This window comes from Pseudofrankia coriaricola (assembly GCF_001854805.1).
GTDB lineage: Bacteria > Actinomycetota > Actinomycetes > Frankiales > Frankiaceae > Pseudofrankia.
This window is the reverse complement of record NZ_MBLO01000114.1, coordinates 95914-113980: the sequence shown is the minus strand read 5'-3', so window position 1 is coordinate 113980 and position 18067 is coordinate 95914. Positions and strand designations below refer to the sequence as shown.

Here is an 18067-nt window from a genome sequence, read left to right as displayed (position 1 = left end):
GAGCTTCCGGCCGCCGAGCACCAGGGCGAGCTCCTCGGCCGGCCCTCGCAGCGGCCGGCCGGCACCGGACGACCAGTCGAGGTCGGTGGCGCTCAGGAAGCGGCCGGTGGCATGGATGCCGCACTCGCTCCCCCGTGCGGCGTCTCAGTGTCGGTCCGGGGAGAACTCGAGGACCTGGGTGAGGCGGACGTTGTTGCCCGACGGGTCACGGAAGGACGTGTCGATGCCGTAGGGCTGCGGTGTCGGCGGGTCGTTGAAGACGACGCCCCTGGCGGACAGCTCGTCGTAGGCGGCCTGGCAGTCGTCGGTCTCCAGGAACAGGGTGCCGCCGGCGCCCTTGGCGACCAGCTCCGCGAGCGCCTCACTGCTGCCCGCGTCGATCATCGGCGGCCCGGGGACGGGCATCAGAACCAGCCCGACGTCGGGCTGGTCGCGCGGCCCGACGAGGAGCCAGCGGAACGACCATTCCGCCATGCTGACGTCCGCGCGCACCTCCCAGCCGAGCTTCTTCGTATAGAAGGCGGCCGCCTCGTCCTGGTCGTGCACCCAGAACTGCGCGTTGGCTATCTTGATCACTGCGGACTCCCCTGGTCGACGCGTCGGCTGGGCGCGACGCTATGCGCCGGGGTCAGGTGCCGGCTTCTCCAAACGTGCGGTGTTCGGGCCGGCCGTAGGCCCGGGCGACACAGTCCGGAATCCGGATGTGGCGGCGCGCGGGCGGGAAGCTCGCGCGGTACGCCGTCGGCGTGGCGCCGTACACCCGGCGGAAGCTGGTCGTGAACGAGCCGACGCTGGTGAGCCCGACGTCGAAGCAGACGTCGGTCACGGGACGGTCCGTGTTGCGCAACAGCGCCGCCGCCCGCTCCAGGCGGCGGGTCAGCAGGTACTGGTGCGGCGACTCGCCGAACACCCGCCGGAACTCCCGGCTGAAGTACGCGGGCGACAGCCCCGCGGCACGCGCCAGATCCGCCACGGTGAGCGCTTCGAAATACCGGCCGTCGGCGAGGTCCCTGGCCCGCAGCAGGTGACGAGAACGGGGCACCACATCCGAAGTATCACCCGGACCGGTGCCCGGCGACGCGTGCGATCGAGCTGCAGGTGGGGCATGCCATCCCAGCGGAGCAGTGGGCGGCCGGGGAATCACCGAGCTGGGATACCAACCGCGGCCATACGAGACTCACCAGTCCATCTAGTTAGACGCTGATGTATAACTTTCTAGCCGCATGAGTCCATGAGGGTAGCGTGTGCTCGTGGCCACCGACACAGCGGGTACGAGCGCCGCCGTGCCGGCCCGTGGCCGGCTGGCCAAACGCGAAGCGATCATGAGGACCGCATTCGAGGTCTTCGCGCGGCAGGGCTATGCGGCGACAAGCCTCGACGACATCGCCTCCGCCACCCCGGTCTCCCGCCAGACCGTCTACAACCACTTCGGCGACAAGGAGAAGCTCTTCCTGGCCGTCGTCGACGAGCGGATCTCGGCGAACCTCGACGCGCTGCGCGACGCGACGGACGCTTTCCCCAACCGGATAGACGGTGTCGACGACGCGGCCGCCTACCTCCTCGACCTCGCCCGCCGGCTCACCAGGGTCTACGCCAGTCCGAGCACCACGTCCCTACGCCTGCTCGTCCAGACCGAGGCACCCCGCCACCCACAGCTTCTGGCTCTGTGGCGTTCTCGCGTCGCCACACCCGTATGGCCAGCCCCTATCGGCAGCCTCGCCCGCATCGCCCACGCCGGCGCGCTGTCCATCGACGACCCGGCCCGCGCCGCTGGCCAGTTCGTCACCCTGGTCACCGGAGCCTCCTGACAGATGACCGAACTCGGCACCTTCGCCCTCTCCGCGCCCCCGGACCTCGACGCCCCGGGCCTGGACGCCGCCATCCGCGCCAACGTCGCCCTCTTCGTCCGCGCCTACGCACCCCTCACCGCCAAGCCCTCCGGGCCCAGCTACGGCGAATAGCACCACCGGTGCGGGGGTCGTCGAAACGGCGAGGCAAGCCAACGATCCGCGCCGGCGCGACCAACGACGCGCCACACACCGGCACTCCCAACCTCGGCCCGAGCGCCAGCACATTGGCAAGCCGAATCGGAGCTCCAGCACAGTGCAGGCGTTCAGTCTCCGATCGAGCCAGAGTCCCCAGGCAACGAGGACCGACGTGTTTCCCCAGCCCGCCAGCCCCTGCGCTCGTCGGCACCTGACACGCTCCTGGACGACCGTCCCGCGCGGTGCCAGCCGCTGCTGGAGCGGCCTCCGACCCCGGAACGTGGCATCTGGGCACGTCCATAGGCTGGCCAGTCCGCCACAGTTCGCCTCGGGCCTTTCGATGTGTGGCAGATGGGCAAGCCTGGGGACATGCTGATCTGACACGATCCGCGCTTGGGCCGGTGCCCCGGCGGACACCATCCCGTCCCGGGCCGCGCGGACTGGGGCGAGTACCCGCCCCGGCCGCGGTCGTCCTTCCACGGCCGTTTCAGCCGTGCGCACGCGAACACTCTCTGTGCAGCGCAGGTGAGGCTCCGCCCGGAACGCCGTCGGACAGGCTGTCCCGCTGGCGTCCAGGTCACGCGCCGGCCGTCGGGCTCAGTCGTGCAGGTCGAGCAGGCGGCATGCGTAGTGGAAGACCCGCTGCCGCAAGACCTCTGGGTCGAGCGCCGCGAGCGCGGGCTGGCCGACGGCAGTGATGGCGGCGGCGAGCATCGCGGCCGGGATGCTCCAGTCGGTGTCGCTGTCGTCGTCGGCGAGCAGGGCGAACATGCGCTTGGTGAGGCCGCTGAACGGCTCGTGCTTCGCGAGGACCCGCATCATCGCGGGGTCACCCTGCCAGGCCCGGACCTGCGCGCGGTTGCGCACGGAGAAATCGACCAGCTGAAGTAGGAGGACCCGGCGCGCCTCGACGCGGCTGGGCGCCGCCTCGGCGTTCTCGACGGCCGCCTCGAGGGTGACCAGCTCGTGGTCGGCGGTCGCGATGACGATCTCGTCCTTGGTCTTGAACTGGTGGTAGACCGCCGCCTTGGTGACGCCCATCGCGTCGGCGATCATCTGCAGCGATGTTCCGGCCACGCCGTACTCGGCGAAGAGCCCGAACGCGGCGGTGATCACGCGCACCTGGGCCGGGGTGTGCCTGATCTCTGCCAGGCGCGTGCCCGAGCGGAACGGCGTCGTCGAAGCCATGGACGACAGGATAGCCGATCGGCTAGACCGTAGAGTAGCCGATCGGCTATCCTCGCCCCTCATGCGACGAACTACCGGCGAGACGATCATCTTCTGGACATTACCCGCGGTGGCGGTTATCTGGGTCGCGGCGTTCTTCCTCTTCCCTGGATTTCTGCCACCAATGTCTCCGCGGGCGCCGGCCGCGGAGGTCGCGGATTTCTATCTCGACCACACCGCCCGCGTCCGCTACAGCATGATCCTTCTCAACTGGTTCTGCGTGGCGTTGGTCCCGATCCTGATGCTGATCGTGGAGCGGATGCGCGATATGACTCACCGCACCCCGGTCCTGCGCTACTGCATGATCGGTTGCGCGGGAGCCGCCCCCATCACGTTCCTGACCGCGACCGTCTTCTGGCTGCTGGCGGCGTTCCGGCCAGATCGGTCGCCCGACCTCACGCTGCTTTTCAACGATCTCGGATGGGTCACGTTCACGTGCGGCGTTCCTTTTCTCGTCGCACAGAGCCTTTTCCTGGCCCTGGCGATCTATCTCGATGAGCAGGAAGAGCCGGTGTTCCGGCGGTGGGTCGCGCACTTCAATGTCCTCGTCGCGGCCGCGCTTGTGCCGGCCGGGTTTGCCGGGCTGACGCTGAGCGGCGTGCTTGCCTGGGACGGGTTCCTGTCGTTCTGGGTCAGGAACGTCGCCATCGCGATCTGGATCGTCGTGATGTCCGTCGTTCTGGGCCGGTCACTGCGGCGCGACAGCGCCGCCGCCGAGGCCGCCGAGGCCGCCGAGGCCGCCGCATGAAGCGTCTCGCCTGGCGCGGGGACCCGAAGCGCGAGCTGTGGCTTATGTGGTACGCGACTCTCATCTTCTACAACGTGTTCACGGTCGTCTTCTTCGTGCTCACACGTACCCAGCCCCCGGCGCCCCCGTGGTATGACGCCGACCAGGCGACCGCGTGGTTCGCGCACCGCCATCAGGGCCTGCTTGTCGGGTTCGCCCTGATGTTCGCGCTGGGTGGTCTCTCGATGACGTCCACCGCGCTGATCACATACTCGATCCGGCGGATGTCGGTCAGCCGTGCCTTCGCCTACTCCTACCTGATCCTGTACGCGGTCAGCGCGGTCCCCGGGCTTCTGCTCATCTGCCTGGCGATGACGGTCGGCGCCATGCGGCCCGACCGGGACCCCGCGATACAGCACTGGCTCTACGACTTCGGGTTCCTGTCGTTTTCCGGCACGATGGGCGTCTTCCTCGTCGGCTCGCTGATCTGGATGGCCGCGATCCTGCTCGACAAGAACCGCGTCCTCCCCAGGTGGTTCGGCTACCTGAACCTCTGCAACGCCCTCACCGAGGTCGTCGTCTCGCCGGCCTGGATCCTCGATCGCGGTGCCTTCTCCTGGAACGGCACCATCGCCTGGTGGATCAACGTGGCCGTCTTCGGCATGTACACCGGCGTCTTCATCACCTTGCTGCGCAATATGATCATCCGTGAGGACTTCGGTACCGGTCCGCTACCTGACCTCCCGCCGAGGAAACCGCGCCAGCGCGCCGCGGCGGAGGTGGCGGAGGTGGCGTCATGACGACCACGCAGACGGTGACCGCGCCGACGGAGAAGACGCCAAGGCGGGTGCCCGGCGAATCGGGCATGTGGTTCTTCGTCCTCTTCGAGTCCCTTGTCTTCACCTCGTACTTCGGTGTCTATCTCTACTACCGCGCTCAGCACGAGGCCGCATTCCTGCGGGCCCAGTCGCACCTCGACCTCTGGCTCGGAGTCCTCGGCACGATCGCCCTGCTGACGAGCTCGTGGTCGGTGGCCCGCTGCGTCCAGACGGCGCGCGTCGGGCGCTACCGGCTCGCACTGCGGGACGCGGCCCTCACCGCGGGCTTCGGCGCGGTCTTCCTGACCCTCAAAAGCATCGAGTGGGCCCGGCAGATCCACATGGGAAACACGTTCACCAGCGGCGACTTCTTCCAGTATTACTTCTTCTTCACCGCGATTCACTGCGTCCACCTGCTGATCGGCTTCGTCGCTCTCGGTGTCCTCGCCTATCAGCTCGCAAGTCCGAGAAGACGATCCCAGGAGATCGTCGAGACCTGCGCCACGTATTGGCACACGGTCGACTTCCTCTGGGTTCTGATCTTCGCTCTGCTCTACGTCGCGAGGTGAGCCGTGGGAACTACATTCAACAAAAGACTCCTCGCCGTCTGGCTCGTCCTGTCAGCCATCACGGTGATCTACCTCTGGATCGACCGCTCGGCCGACGACCGCGGCGCCCCGACGGCGAGCACCGTCGTCACCGTCAGCGCGATCACCCTCGCCCTGGTCAAGGTCAGGATCATCATGCGGGAGTTCATGGAGGTGCGGCACGCGCCTCCGCTGCTCTGCCGCCTCACGGATCTCTGGGTCGTGCTCATGGCAGCCGCCCTGCTCGGCATGTATTTCGTGGGAAAGGCGGCCGCCTAACGGGCCAAAGGGTGTGCGAAAAGGATCTTCCTTCGCACACCCGGCGGCCGTTGTCCCCAGGATCACTAACAGGTCGACACCGTCGCCGATGATGTCCCGCCGCGCGAGCAGGCCGTCCGAGGGGGCACCGGCGCAGCGAGTTGATCAGTGGTGTGCGAGTTCACCGGTGGCTTCGGCGGTGGCGGCCCAGCTGGCGAGGAGCTTGAGCCCGTCCGCGGTCGGGGTGCCGGCTGGCGCGGTGTAGACGAGGAGGGTGAGCCCTGGGTGTGACGGGAACTCCATGGCCTCGAAGGTGAGGTCGAGCGCGCCGACCACCGGGTGGTGGAGTTTCTTGTGGCCGGCACGGTGGAAGCGGACGTTGTGGGCGGCCCAGCGGGCGCTGAAGTCCTCACTGCGGGTGGACAGCTCGCCGATCAGTTCGATGAGCTGCTTGTCCTGGGGGTTGCGGCCCGCTTCGGAGCGCAGCATCGCGGCGATGTCGTCGGCGGCGCGTTCCCAGTCGACGAAGAAAGCACGCGCGGCGGAGTCGAGGTAGACGAAGCGGGCGGTGTTGGCCGGCCGCCTCGGGTCCGCGAGCACGGGTGCGTACAGGGCGCGGGCCAGTCGGTTGGCGGCGAGCAGGTCGTGGCGGGCGTTGCGGACCCAGGCCGGGGCGTCGGTGATGGCGTCGAGGACCTGCTCGATTCCGTCGGTGACACCGGTGGTCTTCGTCCGCCGCTGCCGGGCAGGAGCGGGCGCTGCCGCGCGGGCGAGGTCGAACAGGTGCTCCCGCTCGGCCTCGTCGAGCTGCAGCGCGGTCGCGAGGCCGTCGAGGACCGCGTCGGAGGCGCCGGCGAGGTTCCCGCGCTCCATCCGGACGTAGTAGTCGATGCTCACCCCCGCCAGCAGCGCGACCTCCTCGCGACGTAGGCCCTTGACGCGGCGGTTGCCGCCGCCGTACGCGGGCAGCCCGGCCTGCTCGGGGGTGATCCGCTCCCGCCGCGAGACGAGGAACTCGCGGGCCTGGGCCCGGTTGTCCGCGTAGCTGTCCATGCCTCCACGGTAGGCGCGCCCGACGGCCGGAAGGAGGTACCGCCGTTACCTGGAAAGCCAGGCACTCCCCGGGCGCCGCGGCTGACGCCAGAGTCGGTGACGTGACCGCCTCGCCCACCGCGACCGCCTGGCGGGCCGCCACGCCGTTCCTGGCGATCCGTGCCTGTTCGGCCCATTCGACGTATCGCGAAGAGGTGTTTCTATACGTGCGACCGTGGTGTACGGGGCCGGCGACGTCCGGGTCGAGAACGTGCCCGACGCCCGGCTCGTGGAGTCCTCCGACGCGGTGGTGCGGGCCGTGGCCGGCTGTATCTCAAGGTCCTCATTCGCCCCTGAACACCGACATACTCCCGTGATAGTCGGCCCTCCGAGGGGAGCCCGGACAAGGGGACACGAGCCGGCGAGGACGTTCGCCGCCGCGGGACTCAGGATGAAGCCCGGCGCGCCGTGCGCCGAGGCCGACGCCATCGGGACCGGACACCTGCCACAGCGCCGCCCGGCCGAGGCGGCGCGGAAGGACCTGACTATGAAGCATGCCAAGCTGGGCAATCTTGATGTTTCACGGATCGGCCTGGGCGCGATGGGTATGTCGACCGCGTACATCGGGCCGGGCGACGACGACCAGTCGATCCGGACCATTCACCGGGCGTTGGACCTCGGAGTCACCTTCCTCGACACCGCCGAGGTCTACGGGCCGTACATCAACGAGGAACTGGTGGGCCGGGCGCTCAAGGGCCGGCGGGACGCCGTGGTGCTCGCGACGAAGTTCGGGCTGATCTCCCACACCGGCCGCGGCGGGCTCGACAGCAGCCCGGCGAGCATCCGGGCCGCCGTCGAGGGCTCGCTGCGCCGGCTGGGCACCGACTACATCGACCTCTACTACCAGCACCGCGTCGACCCGGACACGCCGATCGAGGACACCATCGGCGCCCTGGCCGAGCTGGTCGCCGAGGGGAAGATCCGTCACATCGGGCTTTCCGAGGCCGGTGTGGCCACGATCCGCCGGGCCCATGCCGTCCACCCGGTCACCGCGCTCCAGTCCGAGTACTCCCTGTGGACCCGCGACCCGGAGCCGGCGGTGCTGCCGCTGTTGCGCGAGCTGCGCATCGGCTTCGTGCCGTACTCGCCGCTGGGCCGCGGCTTCCTCACCGGCCAGATCCGCTCCGCCGGCGAGCTCGACGACGCCGACTTCCGCCGGAACAACCCCCGGTTCTCCACCGAGAACTTCGACCGCAACCTGCGCAGCGCCGACGAGGTCGCGGCGGTCGCCTCCGAGGTGGGCGCCACATCCGCGCAGGTGGCGCTGGCCTGGCTGCTCGCCAAGGGCGACGACATCGCCCCGATCCCCGGCACCAAGCGGGTCTCCCGCGTGGAGGAGAACGCCGCGGCCGACCAGGTCACCCTGGCCCCCGAGCAGATCGACCGGCTCGACCGCCTCACCCCCGCGGCCGGCGACCACCACAACGAGGAGCAGATGCGGATGATCGAACGCTGACACGGCCGTGGTTGGGTCAGCGGGGCCGGCTTCCGGTCGATGGCTGGGTTAGTCGGCGGCGGCGCCGCGGCGGGCGTTGTAGACGATGACGTCCTCGCGGCTGCCGTAGTCCGCGAAGACCTTCAGGGCCTCGTCGCGGAGGATGTCGGTGCGCACGGTGATGCCGCGGCGGGCGAACTGCTCGGCCCAGTCGTCACGCATGGGTCCCTCGTCGAAGCCGGTGAGCTGTTCGAGCTCCTCGCCGTCGCCGGCGATGGTCAGCAGCTGGACGCCGGACCACAGGACGGCTCCGTAGCACATGACGCAGGGGCGCCAGTTGACGACGAGCTCGACCGGGGTGCCGGCAGCGCTGAGGTCCCAGAGCCCGAGGCGGGTCTGGGCGAAGGAGAGGGCGACGACCTCGGCGTGCATCGCGGACACGCCGGTGGCGAGGACGAGGTTGACGCCGGCGGCGTAGATCTCGCCGGTGTCGGGGTTGGCGACGGCGGCGGCGAACGGGCCGCCGCTGCCTTCCTGGTGGTTGCGGGCCGCGAGCCGGTGCACGAGGCGCATCCGGTCCTCGACGTCGGGGAGCACGCCGCCGGCGGCGCGGGCCTCCTCGTCGACCCAGGCGGGCAGGACGACGTCGAGCGCGGTGGCGGCGCGGATGGCGGGTGACGCGGGGCTGGGGTTCATCAGGGCTGGGCTTCCTGTTCAGGCGGTGAAGAAGTGGCTCAGACCGAGGGCGCGCAGGCCGCGTCGGTAGGCGACGGAGCTGCGGTCGGCGGCGATGTTGACCTCGATGCGGGGGTCGAGCGGGAGGTTTTCGGGCCGCTGGGCTTCGACGATGGCCCGGTCTTCCTCGAAGATCCGCAGGTTGAAGTCGTAGATCTCCTCGTCGGGCTGGTCGGTATCGACGTTCTTCGCGATCGGCGCGAACATCCTGGTTCGCCGGGCGGAGACGGGCGACGCGGCGTTCATGATCACAAGGCGGCCGTCGTTCGGGAAGTGCACGACGAGCGTGCCGGTGAACGGCAGGTGGGCCTCGAAGTGGCGCAGCCAGCGAAATCCGGGGTCACCTTGCCGGCCGCCGCGGGGGTAGTTGGCGACGGTGCTCCAGTAGTCGGCGACGAAGCCGTGTTCGGTCGGGGTGGGCGAGTACTCGGGGACCTGGGCGTTGTCCGGGTCGGCAAAGGTGGCGGTGTGTACGAAGGCGAAGTGCGCGACGTCGAAGAAGCCTTCCATCTGCCGGCCGGCGAACGCGGCCACGTCGAAGGGCGGGCAGGTCACCCGCTGGTATCCGGGGTCATCCCAGTGCGGCATCCGCGGGATGACCGCCGCCGGCGGTCCGCCTGGGGCCGGGTCCGGATCTGGGCGTAGGCAGGTCCAGACCAGCCCGTACCGCTCGACGGCGGGGTAGGTCGTCAGGGTCATCCGGGCCGGGATCTTCGCCTGCGGGTGCGCGGGTATCGCGACGCAGGCGCCGGCGGGACCGAACCGCAGGCCGTGGTAGGCGCAGGCGATGGTCTCGCCGTCGCCGTTGCCCAGGGTCAGCGGGACGCCGCGGTGGGGGCACAGGTCGCGGGCGACGACGACCGCGTCGCCGGCCCGGTACACGACGAGCCGCTCGTCGAGCAGGCGAGCCGCGACCGGCTGGTCGCGGACCTCGCGGGACAGCGCGACCGGATACCACTGCCGGGCGAGGATCGCCCAGTCGTCCGGGTCGAAGGAGCAGTCAGTGGGAAGCGTCACCGGAGCGGCGAGCGCGGCGGGTGCGTCAGCCATCGGAAGCCTCGGAAGGTTCGGAGGGTCCAGAAAGTTCGGAAGGGCGGGGATCGCGTGCCGCCGGGCACGCAAGAGGGACTGGTGGGCTGGCACCGGACGCGGCATGACGAGGCGGCACCCGGAACGGGGCCGACCGGAGGTCTGGTCGTCGGCGTCGTCGGCGTCAGGCGCCGTGCGCGATCCGCCCGCGGGTCCAGGCATGCCGGTGGACATGGCGGCGCACGTCCACGCGACGGTCCTGCCTCATCCTCATCCTCATCCGGCACACCTCCTTCCGTCCGCGGGGCCATCCGGCCACGGAGCTACCCGACTCTCCGCCACCGTCGTTACGAGCCGGTGGCGTTCGTCGAAAAACGGCGTGTCAACCGGCGGGCTCCCGCGCGGGGTGGCCGAGGTGGCGGAGCGGACAGGAGCAGGTCACGGCAGGTACACGAGCGGGTCAGGGCAGGTGTCGAGTGCCGCCCGGGTGGGTGTCCGCGCGCAGGCGCGCGGCGTCCTGGCCCGGTGGGGCGCCGAACAGGCGGCGGTACTCGCGGCTGAACTGGGTGGGGCTGTCGTAGCCGACGAGATGTCCCACGCCGGCGACGTCGCCCGCGCGGGAGAGCAGCAGGGAGCGGGCCTCCTGGAGGCGGATGCGTTTCTGGAACTGCAGCGGGCTCATCGTGGTGACCTCGCGGAAGTGCCGGTGGAACGCGGACGGGCTCATCCCGGCCAGCCGGGCGAGGTCGGGGATCCGCGCGGGCTCGGCATAGTTGTCGCGGATCCACCGGATCGCCCGGCTGACGTGGGACAGGCTGCTGTCGGTCAGGCCGGCCTGGCGGATCACGGCGCCGTGCGGGCCGGTGAGCAGCCGCCAGAGGATCTCCCGCTCGGTCAGCGGGGCGAGCACGGACGCGTCCGCGGGGTGGTCGAGCAGCCGCAGCATCCGCGCCACGGCGTCAAGCAGGTCGATATCGGCGTCGCTGGTCGCGATGGCGGGAAGCCCGGCCGTGGTGCGCGACCACCGCCCGGCCGGGGCCTCCAGCCGCGAGGCAAGCCTGATCCGGGCGAAGTCGAGAGGATTAGGCAAGGCGCCGCGCGGATTGGCCTACCGCGGGACACCCGGCTCGCGCTTCGATGTCATCGACCACTTCCGAGATCATTCCAGCTCGCACGGGAGCATCCTCGGCGCCAGGCGCGTGGACCACCTCGAGACCAACCTCACCGGCCTGGAAGTGCGGCTCGGCCCGGACCACCTCCGCCTGCTGGACGAGGTCTCGGCCCCCGACCTGGACTACCCGGGACTACCCGGCACCCATGCACGGCGCGCAGCGGGCGATGCTGCAGTTCGCCGGCACCACCGTCGACGGCGAGACCTCCACGGTGTATCCACCCTTGCTGCAGAGCGCCGTCCGCTACTGAGCTACGGAGACGCGCCCCCGTAGCGGTCCAACCGTCATGTGCGGTGAACTGGTACCGAGTGCTGCGTGAGACTGGTATTGCCGCCCGCGGCTGACTGGTACTCGGGTACGTGTGAGTCTGGTAGCCGGTACGGCTGGGACCGTCGGGCTGAGGCACCGCCCACAGGAGGCCGGATGATCACAACCGGAGCACCGAGAGCGCCGGTGTGCAAAGAAGGCCTGTGACGAACCGAACAGATACGATTCCAGCCTTCGGGCGGTCGTCAGGCACGGTGGGCAGAGCGCACGGGAGCGGGTGAGAGGTCACCCCGGACTCGGCGGAGCTGTGGTCCCTGCCGACGACACGCAATTCCGAGACAGGAGCATGCTGATGTCCGGGCGCTCTCCCCAGACGCAGGCGACCACCGGGTCCACGATCACCGATCGGCGGGGGGCGCTGGCGCTCGCCCTGGTGACCGGCCTGACCGAGACGGGCACGGGTGCCGGCGGCCATCCGGAGGTCAGGGTCAGTCTGCACGTCACGGGATCGGGCTTCGCGTTCGACACGGCGGCCAGGCTGCTCGCCGGCGAGAGCCGCAGGGCGAGCTTAGACGCCGGAAAGATCGTGGTGCTCGTCGATCCGTCCACGCACGCCATCCAGATCGACTGGGCCCGCAGCGCGCTGGTCAACGGGCTCGTTCCGGCGCTGTTCACCCTGGCCGAGGACGACACGACCTACGACCTGAGTGGGCAGATCGGCCCGCTGATGGAGATCCTCCAGGTTCTCTGGGCGGGCGGCGTCTCACTGAACCGGACGGTCGACGCGCACTGCGACCCGGCGCTGCGCGGGCAGCTCCAGGCGATCATCCGCCGCGCGCCCGCCCAGCCACCGAGGACCGACCGGCCTGAGCCTGAGCTCGACGCCTGAGCTACCGCCGAACGCGCCGCCGACCTGATCAGTCATGATGCGTAGGTGCACCACGGCTGATCAGGTCATCCGGCGGGCGCCGGGATCAGACGCGGGTTCGCCGATGCGAGCCCTGGTGAGGGATCTCGACGGTGCCGCCCTCGGCGGGCGGGCCAGCGTCGGCGTGGCCGGGCCACCAGGCGGCGTGGCCGATGAGCGCTGTCAGCGACGGGGTGAAGAACATCGCCATGACGAAGGCCGCGACGGCGATGCCGAAGGAGATCGCGAATCCCATCTGGGTGAGGGTGGAGTTGCCGGCGAGCATCAGCGAGGCGAACGTCCCGGCCAGGATGACTCCGGCCGCGGCGACCGTGGGGCCGGTGTGGCGCAGCGACATCGCGGCGGCCTCGCGGGGGTTGCGGCCCTCGCGGGCCTCCTCTCGAAGCCGGGCGATCATCAGGATGTTGTAGTCGGTGCCGAGGGCGACGACGAACAGGTACATGATGATCGGCAGCATGAAGATCAGGCCGGGCTCCCCGCCGGCGTTCTGGAAGATCAGCACCGTGGCGCCCAGGGTCGCGGCGAAGCCGAGCCCGACGGAGAGCATCAGGTACAGCGGGGCGACGACGCTGCGCAGCAACAGGCCGAGTATCAGCATGATCAGAACGGCGGCGATGGGGAAGACGACCGTGTAGTCGTGGTTGACGGCCTTCTGGATGTCGACATAGACGGCGGTGATGCCGCCGACGATTGCGGTGGTGCCGGGCGGTGCCGCGGTGTGGGCGGTGGAGCGCAGCGGGCCGTCGACGGTGTCGATCGCCGTGCTCGACTCGGGCTTGTCGGCGAGCGTGACCTGGTAGTACGCGACGGTCCTGTCCGGGGACAGCTCGGCGGGGGCGACCTGGCCGACGCCGCCGACCTTGGCCAGCGCGTCGTGGTAGGCGGCGGTCTCGGTGTCGGTCAGGGCCGTGTGCCCGGTGGAGCGCAGGTAGATCTGGGTGGGCTCGGTGGCGCCCGCCGGCAGGCCCTTGAGGAGCTCGTTGCTGTAGACGCTGGACTCCGCGTCACTCGTGGTGGAGCCGCCGCTGAGGTCGAAGTTCGGGTGGAAACCGAGCGCGGCGATGGACAGCGCCACGAGGACGCCGCCCGAGGCGAGGGCGAACCGGCCGGGGTGGCGGCCCATCGCGGTGCCGATCGCGGCGAAGCGGGCACCGGTCGGCTCGCGCCGCCAGCTCTTCGACGGCCAGAACACGCGGGTTCCCAGCAGGGACACGATGGCCGGGATGAGCGTGAGCCCGGCGAGCAGGGTGACCGCTACGGCGATGGCCAACGCCGGGCCGAGCGACTTGAACAGCCCGAGCGTGGACAGGCTGAGGATCAGGAAGGCGATGATGACGGCGCCGGCGGCCGAGGTGATCGCCTCGCCCACCCGGGTGACGGCGGCGATCATCGCCGTCTTCGGGTCCTCGCCTGCGCGTAGGCGTTCCCGGTAGCGGAACATCAGGAACAGGATGTAGTCCGTACCGACGCCGAAAAGCACCACGATCAGCAGCGACGTCACGGAGCTGTCGGTCTTGAGGTTGAACGCCTCGTTGGCCCAGCCGATGAACCCGGTCGCGATCTGCGAGACCAGGCCGATGGTCACGATCGGCAGCAGCGCGATGATCGGGCTACGGAAGATCACCAGCAGCAGGATGATGATCAGGCCGATCGTGGCCACGCCGATGATCGCCTCGGCCCGGTTGCCGGACTTCTCCGAGTCGAGCGCCTGCGCGGCGGTGCCGGTGATGCCGCCCTTCAGCCCGGTGCCCGCCAGCTTGTCCTGAAGGTCTGCGCGCAGGACCTTGGCCGCGTCGCTCTGGCGCTTGTCGTTCGCGCCGGAGAGCTCGGTCATCTGCACGCCGATCGTCTGGATCAACTTGTTCGGGGACGGCTTACCGGTCTGGACCGCGGTCACGTTCGGCACCTTGGCCGCCGTCAGCGCCGCGCCGATCTCGGCCACCTTCGCCGAGTCGGCCGCGGTCAGCGCCGCGCCGTCGGCGCGTTCGAGCACCACGATCGCCGCCGGTGTCGCCGCCTGCGGGAACGCCTCCTGCTGCACGTTCTGCGCCTGGATCGACTCGTAGTGGCTCGGCAGGAAGGACGCCTCGTCGCTGGTCGACTTCAGCTTCGGCGCGCTCGCCACGATCGCGACCGCCGCCACGACCCACGCGGCGATCACCCACCACCGGCGACGCACCACGAATCGGCCGAGCGCGGCGAACATGTGCGGCTCCTTTTCCGAGCTCGGGAGGTCCGGCCGTGCCTGGCCGGCTGCCGGTCCCGGGTCGCGAAGCGGTCGAACCGACCGCGCCAACGGAAGGCAGCATACCTGTCGCCCGACAAGGGACTTACTAGGCGCCCGTCAAGTAGATTCCGTGCGTCCACGGAGGTGCGCTGGACGTCCGACCGGGCGCACGTCAAGTGAATGTGAGGATGTCAACGCCTACAATCAAGCCCCCCGTCCCGGCCCGAATGATCCGGGCGACGGACACTGCGATGAGGAGAAAGCCCGTATGGCCAGCACTGCCGCCACGGCTCTGACGGGCGGCGTGACCCCGCCGGCGGGCACCCGAGAGCAGATCCTCAGCACGGCGCGGGAGCTGTTCGTCTCCCAGGGCTTCGCGGCCACCACGACCCGCGAGCTCGCCGAGCGGCTCGGGTTCACCAAGGCCGCCCTGTACTACCACTTCCGTACCAAGGACGACCTGCTGAAGGCGCTGGCCGCCCCCTTCGTCGAGCAGATGCGCGCGCTGGTCACCGGGACGCCACTGAGCGCCGCCCCCTCCGCCCGCCGCGCGCTGCTCGCCGCCTACGTCGACATCGCCGGCGCGGACCTGGACCTGATCCGTGTCCTCACCCAGGACCCGTCCGTCACCCACCGCCCCGCGACCGCCGAGCATGCCGACCTGTCCCGGCGGATACTGCAGCTGCTGTCCGGCCAGGCCGAGCCGGACACGGCGGCCCGGGCCAGGGCCCGGGCCGCCGTCGGCGCCATCTGGGCCGGGCTTGTCCACGCCGACCCGGACGACGACCCGACCGCCGTCCGCGCCGCGACACTCGCCGCCGCGTGCGGCGCGCTGGGCATTCCCGCCCCGTCGACGCGCCATCCCCTAGGTCACCGAACAGCCGCGCGGTGAATCGCGTGATGATGGGCACAGGTCTTGTCAGGACGACACAGGCCCTGTGGAGGTAGTCAGATGAGCTTCGACACGCAGAACGGCACCCGCGGCGCCCGGCAGCCCGGCAAGTGGGTCAACCTGCCGAACAAACTGATGGCGAAGAGGATCCGCAAGGGCGGCCAGGCGGGCGGATCCGACGCCCTGGTCCTGACCACCGTCGGTCGCAGGACCGGAACCGCGCGCGAGACCCCGGTCGCCTGTTTCCCCGGCGACGAGGGCAGCTGGCTGATCGTGGCGTCGGCCGCTGGCGCGCCCCGCAACCCGGCCTGGTACTACAACCTCGCCGCGCACCCGGACGAGGTCCAGATCGAGACGGCCGGCCGCAAGGTGGCCGTGACCGCCGAGCAGCTCCACGGCGGGGCGCGTGATGACGCGTGGCAGCGGATCACCGCCAACTCCCCCCGCTTCGCCCAATACCAGCAGAAGACCGACCGCGAACTCCCGGTCATCCGCCTGGCCCCCCGCTCGACCTGACCGCGCCCCACCCGTACGCGGACGCGCCCGAGGCCGCGTCGGCCACGGTCCGCGACCCCTCCGGACGCGCCGGACGCGCCGGAGGAGTGCCGGGGCGCCGCCCCTACCGCCGCTCCAGCCGGAATGTCTCGGTCGTGGACAGCGCGGGGTCACCGGGCCGAAGGCGTAGTTCGCCAAGCCCCGGCAGCAGGACCGCCGCCGCGACCGTGCGCTCGCGCCGGATGTCGCGGCTGTCCGGTACTCGGATCGGCGGTGCGGACAGCAGCGCCAGGTGCTCCTCGGGCTCCGTCCCCGCGCTCGCGAGCGCCGCCCTGGCCGCCTCGAGCCGGCGGACGGAGGAGTTGCGGGCGAACACGTTGATCTCGTCGTGGGCGGCGAGGTCCGGGTGCAGGAAGTGGTTGGTGTGCACGGTCTGTGGCGCCCGCATGGTCCGCTGCTCGTCTCCGAGGATCTCCACACAGACGGCCTGGGTGGCATCGCAGAGGGTCAGCGACCGCGAGCTAGCCAGCCGCAGACCGCCCAGGACGTCGAGTGCTTCCTCGACGCTCGCCGCCGTGTCGAGAAGGTGCCGGATCGCCAGGTACGGGGGCAGGCCTGCCCGCCAGTCGCCGCCGAGGACGAGGTTGAGCCCGACGGCGAGGCCGCGGCTGTTGAGGCCGAGGTATCCGAGCAGGCCCCCGAAGCTCAGCACGAGCGAGCGGCCGATCGGCGAGGCGAGGTCGAGCACGGCGATCTGGTCGTCCAGGCCGCCGTTGAGGTCGACGGTCTGGGCGAGCAGAGGGGTCTGGGCGAGCAGAGGGGTCTGGGCGAGCAGAGGGCCGGCGTCCCGCGCGTAGGTGGTGCAGTCTCCCGAGGTGGGGATCTTGGTGTAGCCGAGGATCTCGCGTCGAAGCTGGAGCAGCCAGGCCTCGTCCTCGTCCAGGCCGGCGCCGGCCGCGAGCCCGGCGACCTCCTCGGCGAGCCGCGGTGTGGCGCGCTCGATCTGGGCGCGGTACCGGGCGATCGTCGGGCGCAGGCCGTCGACCGTCACCGGCTCGGGGAGCAGCCGGCCAAGCCGGCAGGCGTCGTCGTCGATGAACGACCGCAGCCGGCCCGCGAGTGCCGCCCCGTGAGCCCTGCCCAGCTCCGCCGGCTCCCCGTCGGCCCTGACCAGCACCGTCACGGGCGCACCTTCGGGTGCTCGCTGAGTGTCTTCTTCAGGCTCGGCCATTCCTCGGCCAGGACGCTGTAGTAGACCGCGTCGCGGCGGCGCCCGTCCGGCATGGGGTTGTAGCTGCGGAGCACGCCCTCCTCGACGGCGCCGATGTTGCGTAGGCCGCGCCGGGCCTGGGTGTTGAGCACGTCGGTCTTGAACTCCACCCGCAACGCGCCCAGGCGTTCGAAGGCGTGCTCCAGCAGCAGCAACTTGGCCCACCGGTTGATCCCCGCGCCGCGGAAGTCGCGGCCGAGCCAGGACCAGCCGATCTCCAGCCTGGAGTCCGGTTCGGACAGGTTGCCGTAGCTCATGCTGCCCGCGGCCCGGCCGGTGCGCCTGTCGGTGATGACGAAGACACATCGCCGGCCGGCTCGGTGATCGGCCAGCGTGGCGTCGAAGAACGCGTCGAAGTCGGGGTCGGATTCCACCCGGGACACGAAGTACCGCCAGATGTCCGGGTCAAGGGCGATCGCCCGCAATGGTTCCCGGTCGGGCTCGGTGACGGGCGCGAGGCGGACATGGTCGTTACCCAGGACGGCCGGACCGTCCGTGCTCCAGGCCACCGGTCAGGTCCCGGCCGGAAGGTGCGGCGACAGGATGTCCACGCAGTCGCGCAGCGTGTGCATTCCCGCCAGATCGTCCTCGGTGAGGCGCGCGATGTCGACGCCCGTGTCCCTGCACAGCGAGGTCAGGAAAAGAACCTTGTTCAGTGAGGTGAGCCCATAGGTGCCGGTCAGGTCGACGTCGCTCGCCAGGTCGGCGGGGGCGACGTCGAACGTCAGCACCGCCGCCAGGTTCTCCCGGGCCGCGGCCTCGATGTCGGCTGGCACGCCTCCGGCCGCGCAAGGCTTCGCCATTGTCGCGCGGCCTTTGGCTGGGTCGGCTGGTACGCCTCCGGCCGCGCAAGGCTTCGCCATTGTCGCCGCCGGGGTCCCCAAAGATCGGCGCCAGCCGATCTTTGGGGGAGCGTCTTTGGC

21 protein-coding genes are annotated in these 18067 nt (G+C 70.3%); 10 read left to right on the top strand and 11 right to left on the bottom strand.

Features of this window, described 5'->3' with window-relative positions:
• Positions 1-144: 144 nt before the first annotated feature.
• Both BCD48_RS17240 and BCD48_RS17235 read right to left on the bottom strand, forming a co-directional pair.
• Positions 145-576 carry a VOC family protein gene (locus BCD48_RS17240; RefSeq protein WP_071049408.1) on the bottom strand — a complete coding sequence of 144 codons (432 nt, stop codon included), beginning with the start codon at positions 574-576 and terminating at the stop codon, positions 145-147.
• Positions 577-628: 52 nt separating this feature from the next.
• On the bottom strand, positions 629-1042 hold the full coding sequence (locus BCD48_RS17235; protein WP_241841800.1) for a helix-turn-helix transcriptional regulator: 414 nt from the start codon (positions 1040-1042) through the stop codon (positions 629-631).
• Between the two features lie 280 nt (positions 1043-1322).
• On the opposite strand from BCD48_RS17235, the gene BCD48_RS17230 reads away from it, so the two are divergent.
• Together BCD48_RS17230 and BCD48_RS55700 are read left to right on the top strand one after the other, a co-directional pair.
• Complete coding sequence (locus tag BCD48_RS17230; RefSeq protein ID WP_349308027.1) at positions 1323-1808, top strand: TetR/AcrR family transcriptional regulator; 486 nt, start codon at positions 1323-1325, stop codon at positions 1806-1808.
• Positions 1809-1811: 3 nt separating this feature from the next.
• On the top strand, positions 1812-1961 hold the full coding sequence (locus BCD48_RS55700; protein ID WP_349308026.1) for a hypothetical protein: 150 nt from the start codon (positions 1812-1814) through the stop codon (positions 1959-1961).
• Between the two features lie 621 nt (positions 1962-2582).
• On the opposite strand, the gene BCD48_RS17225 is transcribed toward BCD48_RS55700, so the two are convergent.
• Positions 2583-3101, bottom strand: coding sequence for a TetR/AcrR family transcriptional regulator (locus BCD48_RS17225; protein WP_241841799.1), 519 nt, complete (start codon positions 3099-3101; stop codon positions 2583-2585).
• Here BCD48_RS17225 and BCD48_RS17220 point away from each other — a divergent pair.
• Genes BCD48_RS17220 through BCD48_RS17205 form a run of 4 tightly spaced genes read left to right on the top strand, consistent with a single transcriptional unit; the run spans position 3094 to position 5623 of the window.
• Positions 3094-3960 carry a hypothetical protein gene (locus BCD48_RS17220; RefSeq protein WP_241841798.1) on the top strand — a complete coding sequence of 289 codons (867 nt, stop codon included), beginning with the start codon at positions 3094-3096 and terminating at the stop codon, positions 3958-3960. The two genes, BCD48_RS17225 and BCD48_RS17220, sit on opposite strands and share 8 nt — an antisense overlap.
• Complete coding sequence (locus tag BCD48_RS17215; RefSeq protein ID WP_071049404.1) at positions 3957-4739, top strand: hypothetical protein; 783 nt, start codon at positions 3957-3959, stop codon at positions 4737-4739. The genes BCD48_RS17220 and BCD48_RS17215 overlap by 4 nt, the downstream gene beginning before the upstream one ends.
• Positions 4736-5326: a cytochrome c oxidase subunit 3 gene (locus BCD48_RS17210; RefSeq protein WP_071049403.1), complete on the top strand. Its 591-nt coding sequence runs from the start codon at positions 4736-4738 to the stop codon at positions 5324-5326. Before BCD48_RS17215 ends, BCD48_RS17210 begins: the two co-directional genes overlap by 4 nt.
• A gap of 3 nt (positions 5327-5329) precedes the next feature.
• A complete protein-coding gene (locus tag BCD48_RS17205) occupies positions 5330-5623 on the top strand; it encodes a cytochrome C oxidase subunit IV family protein (RefSeq protein ID WP_071049402.1) in 294 nt (97 codons plus the stop codon).
• 144 nt (positions 5624-5767) lie between these two features.
• Here the strand turns inward: BCD48_RS17205 and BCD48_RS17200 are convergent, their stop codons facing one another.
• Complete coding sequence (locus BCD48_RS17200) at positions 5768-6655, bottom strand: helix-turn-helix transcriptional regulator (RefSeq protein WP_071049401.1); 888 nt, start codon at positions 6653-6655, stop codon at positions 5768-5770.
• 526 nt (positions 6656-7181) lie between these two features.
• Here BCD48_RS17200 and BCD48_RS17195 point away from each other — a divergent pair.
• On the top strand, positions 7182-8150 hold the full coding sequence (locus tag BCD48_RS17195; protein ID WP_071049463.1) for an aldo/keto reductase: 969 nt from the start codon (positions 7182-7184) through the stop codon (positions 8148-8150).
• A 48-nt stretch (positions 8151-8198) separates the two neighbouring features.
• Here the strand turns inward: BCD48_RS17195 and BCD48_RS17190 are convergent, their stop codons facing one another.
• The 3 genes from BCD48_RS17190 to BCD48_RS17180 all read right to left on the bottom strand — a co-directional run bounded on the left by BCD48_RS17190 (position 8199) and on the right by BCD48_RS17180 (position 10983).
• A complete protein-coding gene (locus BCD48_RS17190) occupies positions 8199-8825 on the bottom strand; it encodes a tRNA-specific adenosine deaminase (RefSeq protein WP_071049400.1) in 627 nt (208 codons plus the stop codon).
• Positions 8826-8843: 18 nt separating this feature from the next.
• A complete protein-coding gene (locus BCD48_RS17185) occupies positions 8844-9914 on the bottom strand; it encodes a Rieske 2Fe-2S domain-containing protein (protein ID WP_071049462.1) in 1071 nt (356 codons plus the stop codon).
• A 439-nt stretch (positions 9915-10353) separates the two neighbouring features.
• The gene (locus BCD48_RS17180) at positions 10354-10983 is read right to left on the bottom strand and encodes an AraC family transcriptional regulator (RefSeq protein WP_198543280.1); all 630 of its coding nucleotides are present in this window, start codon (positions 10981-10983) and stop codon (positions 10354-10356) included.
• 701 nt (positions 10984-11684) lie between these two features.
• Here BCD48_RS17180 and BCD48_RS17175 point away from each other — a divergent pair.
• Positions 11685-12221, top strand: a complete 537-nt coding sequence (locus tag BCD48_RS17175; protein ID WP_083418787.1) for a hypothetical protein — start codon at positions 11685-11687, stop codon at positions 12219-12221.
• Between the two features lie 85 nt (positions 12222-12306).
• On the opposite strand, the gene BCD48_RS17170 is transcribed toward BCD48_RS17175, so the two are convergent.
• A complete protein-coding gene (locus BCD48_RS17170) occupies positions 12307-14466 on the bottom strand; it encodes an MMPL family transporter (RefSeq protein ID WP_071049398.1) in 2160 nt (719 codons plus the stop codon).
• 289 nt (positions 14467-14755) lie between these two features.
• On the opposite strand from BCD48_RS17170, the gene BCD48_RS17165 reads away from it, so the two are divergent.
• Both BCD48_RS17165 and BCD48_RS17160 read left to right on the top strand, forming a co-directional pair.
• Positions 14756-15379 (top strand): TetR/AcrR family transcriptional regulator, encoded by a 624-nt coding sequence (locus BCD48_RS17165; RefSeq protein ID WP_071049397.1) that lies wholly within the window; start codon positions 14756-14758, stop codon positions 15377-15379.
• 60 nt (positions 15380-15439) lie between these two features.
• Positions 15440-15895, top strand: a complete 456-nt coding sequence (locus BCD48_RS17160) for a nitroreductase/quinone reductase family protein (protein ID WP_198543279.1) — start codon at positions 15440-15442, stop codon at positions 15893-15895.
• 103 nt (positions 15896-15998) lie between these two features.
• Here BCD48_RS17160 and BCD48_RS17155 read toward each other — a convergent pair whose 3' ends face one another.
• The 3 genes from BCD48_RS17155 to BCD48_RS17145 are packed head-to-tail and all read right to left on the bottom strand — an operon-like array spanning position 15999 to position 17947.
• Positions 15999-17057, bottom strand: a complete 1059-nt coding sequence (locus BCD48_RS17155) for a C45 family autoproteolytic acyltransferase/hydrolase (RefSeq protein WP_241841797.1) — start codon at positions 17055-17057, stop codon at positions 15999-16001.
• Positions 17054-17653 carry a GNAT family N-acetyltransferase gene (locus BCD48_RS17150; RefSeq protein WP_071049395.1) on the bottom strand — a complete coding sequence of 200 codons (600 nt, stop codon included), beginning with the start codon at positions 17651-17653 and terminating at the stop codon, positions 17054-17056. The genes BCD48_RS17155 and BCD48_RS17150 overlap by 4 nt, the downstream gene beginning before the upstream one ends.
• A gap of 3 nt (positions 17654-17656) precedes the next feature.
• On the bottom strand, positions 17657-17947 hold the full coding sequence (locus BCD48_RS17145) for a hypothetical protein (RefSeq protein WP_071049394.1): 291 nt from the start codon (positions 17945-17947) through the stop codon (positions 17657-17659).
• Positions 17948-18067: the final 120 nt, after the last annotated feature.

Bases quoted from the DNA above. Each gene is read 5' to 3' on its own strand.
- BCD48_RS17190 (WP_071049400.1), bottom strand. From the start codon at position 8,825: ATGAACCCCAGCCCCGCGTCACCCGCCATCCGCGCCGCCACCGCGCTC.
- BCD48_RS17145 (WP_071049394.1), bottom strand. From the start codon at position 17,947: ATGGCGAAGCCTTGCGCGGCCGGAGGCGTGCCAGCCGACATCGAGGCC.
- BCD48_RS17170 (WP_071049398.1), bottom strand. From the start codon at position 14,466: ATGTTCGCCGCGCTCGGCCGATTCGTGGTGCGTCGCCGGTGGTGGGTG.
- BCD48_RS17165 (WP_071049397.1), top strand. From the start codon at position 14,756: ATGGCCAGCACTGCCGCCACGGCTCTGACGGGCGGCGTGACCCCGCCG.
- BCD48_RS17195 (WP_071049463.1), top strand. From the start codon at position 7,182: ATGAAGCATGCCAAGCTGGGCAATCTTGATGTTTCACGGATCGGCCTG.
- BCD48_RS17185 (WP_071049462.1), bottom strand. From the start codon at position 9,914: ATGGCTGACGCACCCGCCGCGCTCGCCGCTCCGGTGACGCTTCCCACT.
- BCD48_RS17160 (WP_198543279.1), top strand. From the start codon at position 15,440: ATGAGCTTCGACACGCAGAACGGCACCCGCGGCGCCCGGCAGCCCGGC.
- BCD48_RS17200 (WP_071049401.1), bottom strand. From the start codon at position 6,655: ATGGACAGCTACGCGGACAACCGGGCCCAGGCCCGCGAGTTCCTCGTC.
- BCD48_RS17210 (WP_071049403.1), top strand. From the start codon at position 4,736: ATGACGACCACGCAGACGGTGACCGCGCCGACGGAGAAGACGCCAAGG.
- BCD48_RS17215 (WP_071049404.1), top strand. From the start codon at position 3,957: ATGAAGCGTCTCGCCTGGCGCGGGGACCCGAAGCGCGAGCTGTGGCTT.
- BCD48_RS17230 (WP_349308027.1), top strand. From the start codon at position 1,323: ATGAGGACCGCATTCGAGGTCTTCGCGCGGCAGGGCTATGCGGCGACA.
- BCD48_RS17175 (WP_083418787.1), top strand. From the start codon at position 11,685: ATGTCCGGGCGCTCTCCCCAGACGCAGGCGACCACCGGGTCCACGATC.
- BCD48_RS55700 (WP_349308026.1), top strand. From the start codon at position 1,812: ATGACCGAACTCGGCACCTTCGCCCTCTCCGCGCCCCCGGACCTCGAC.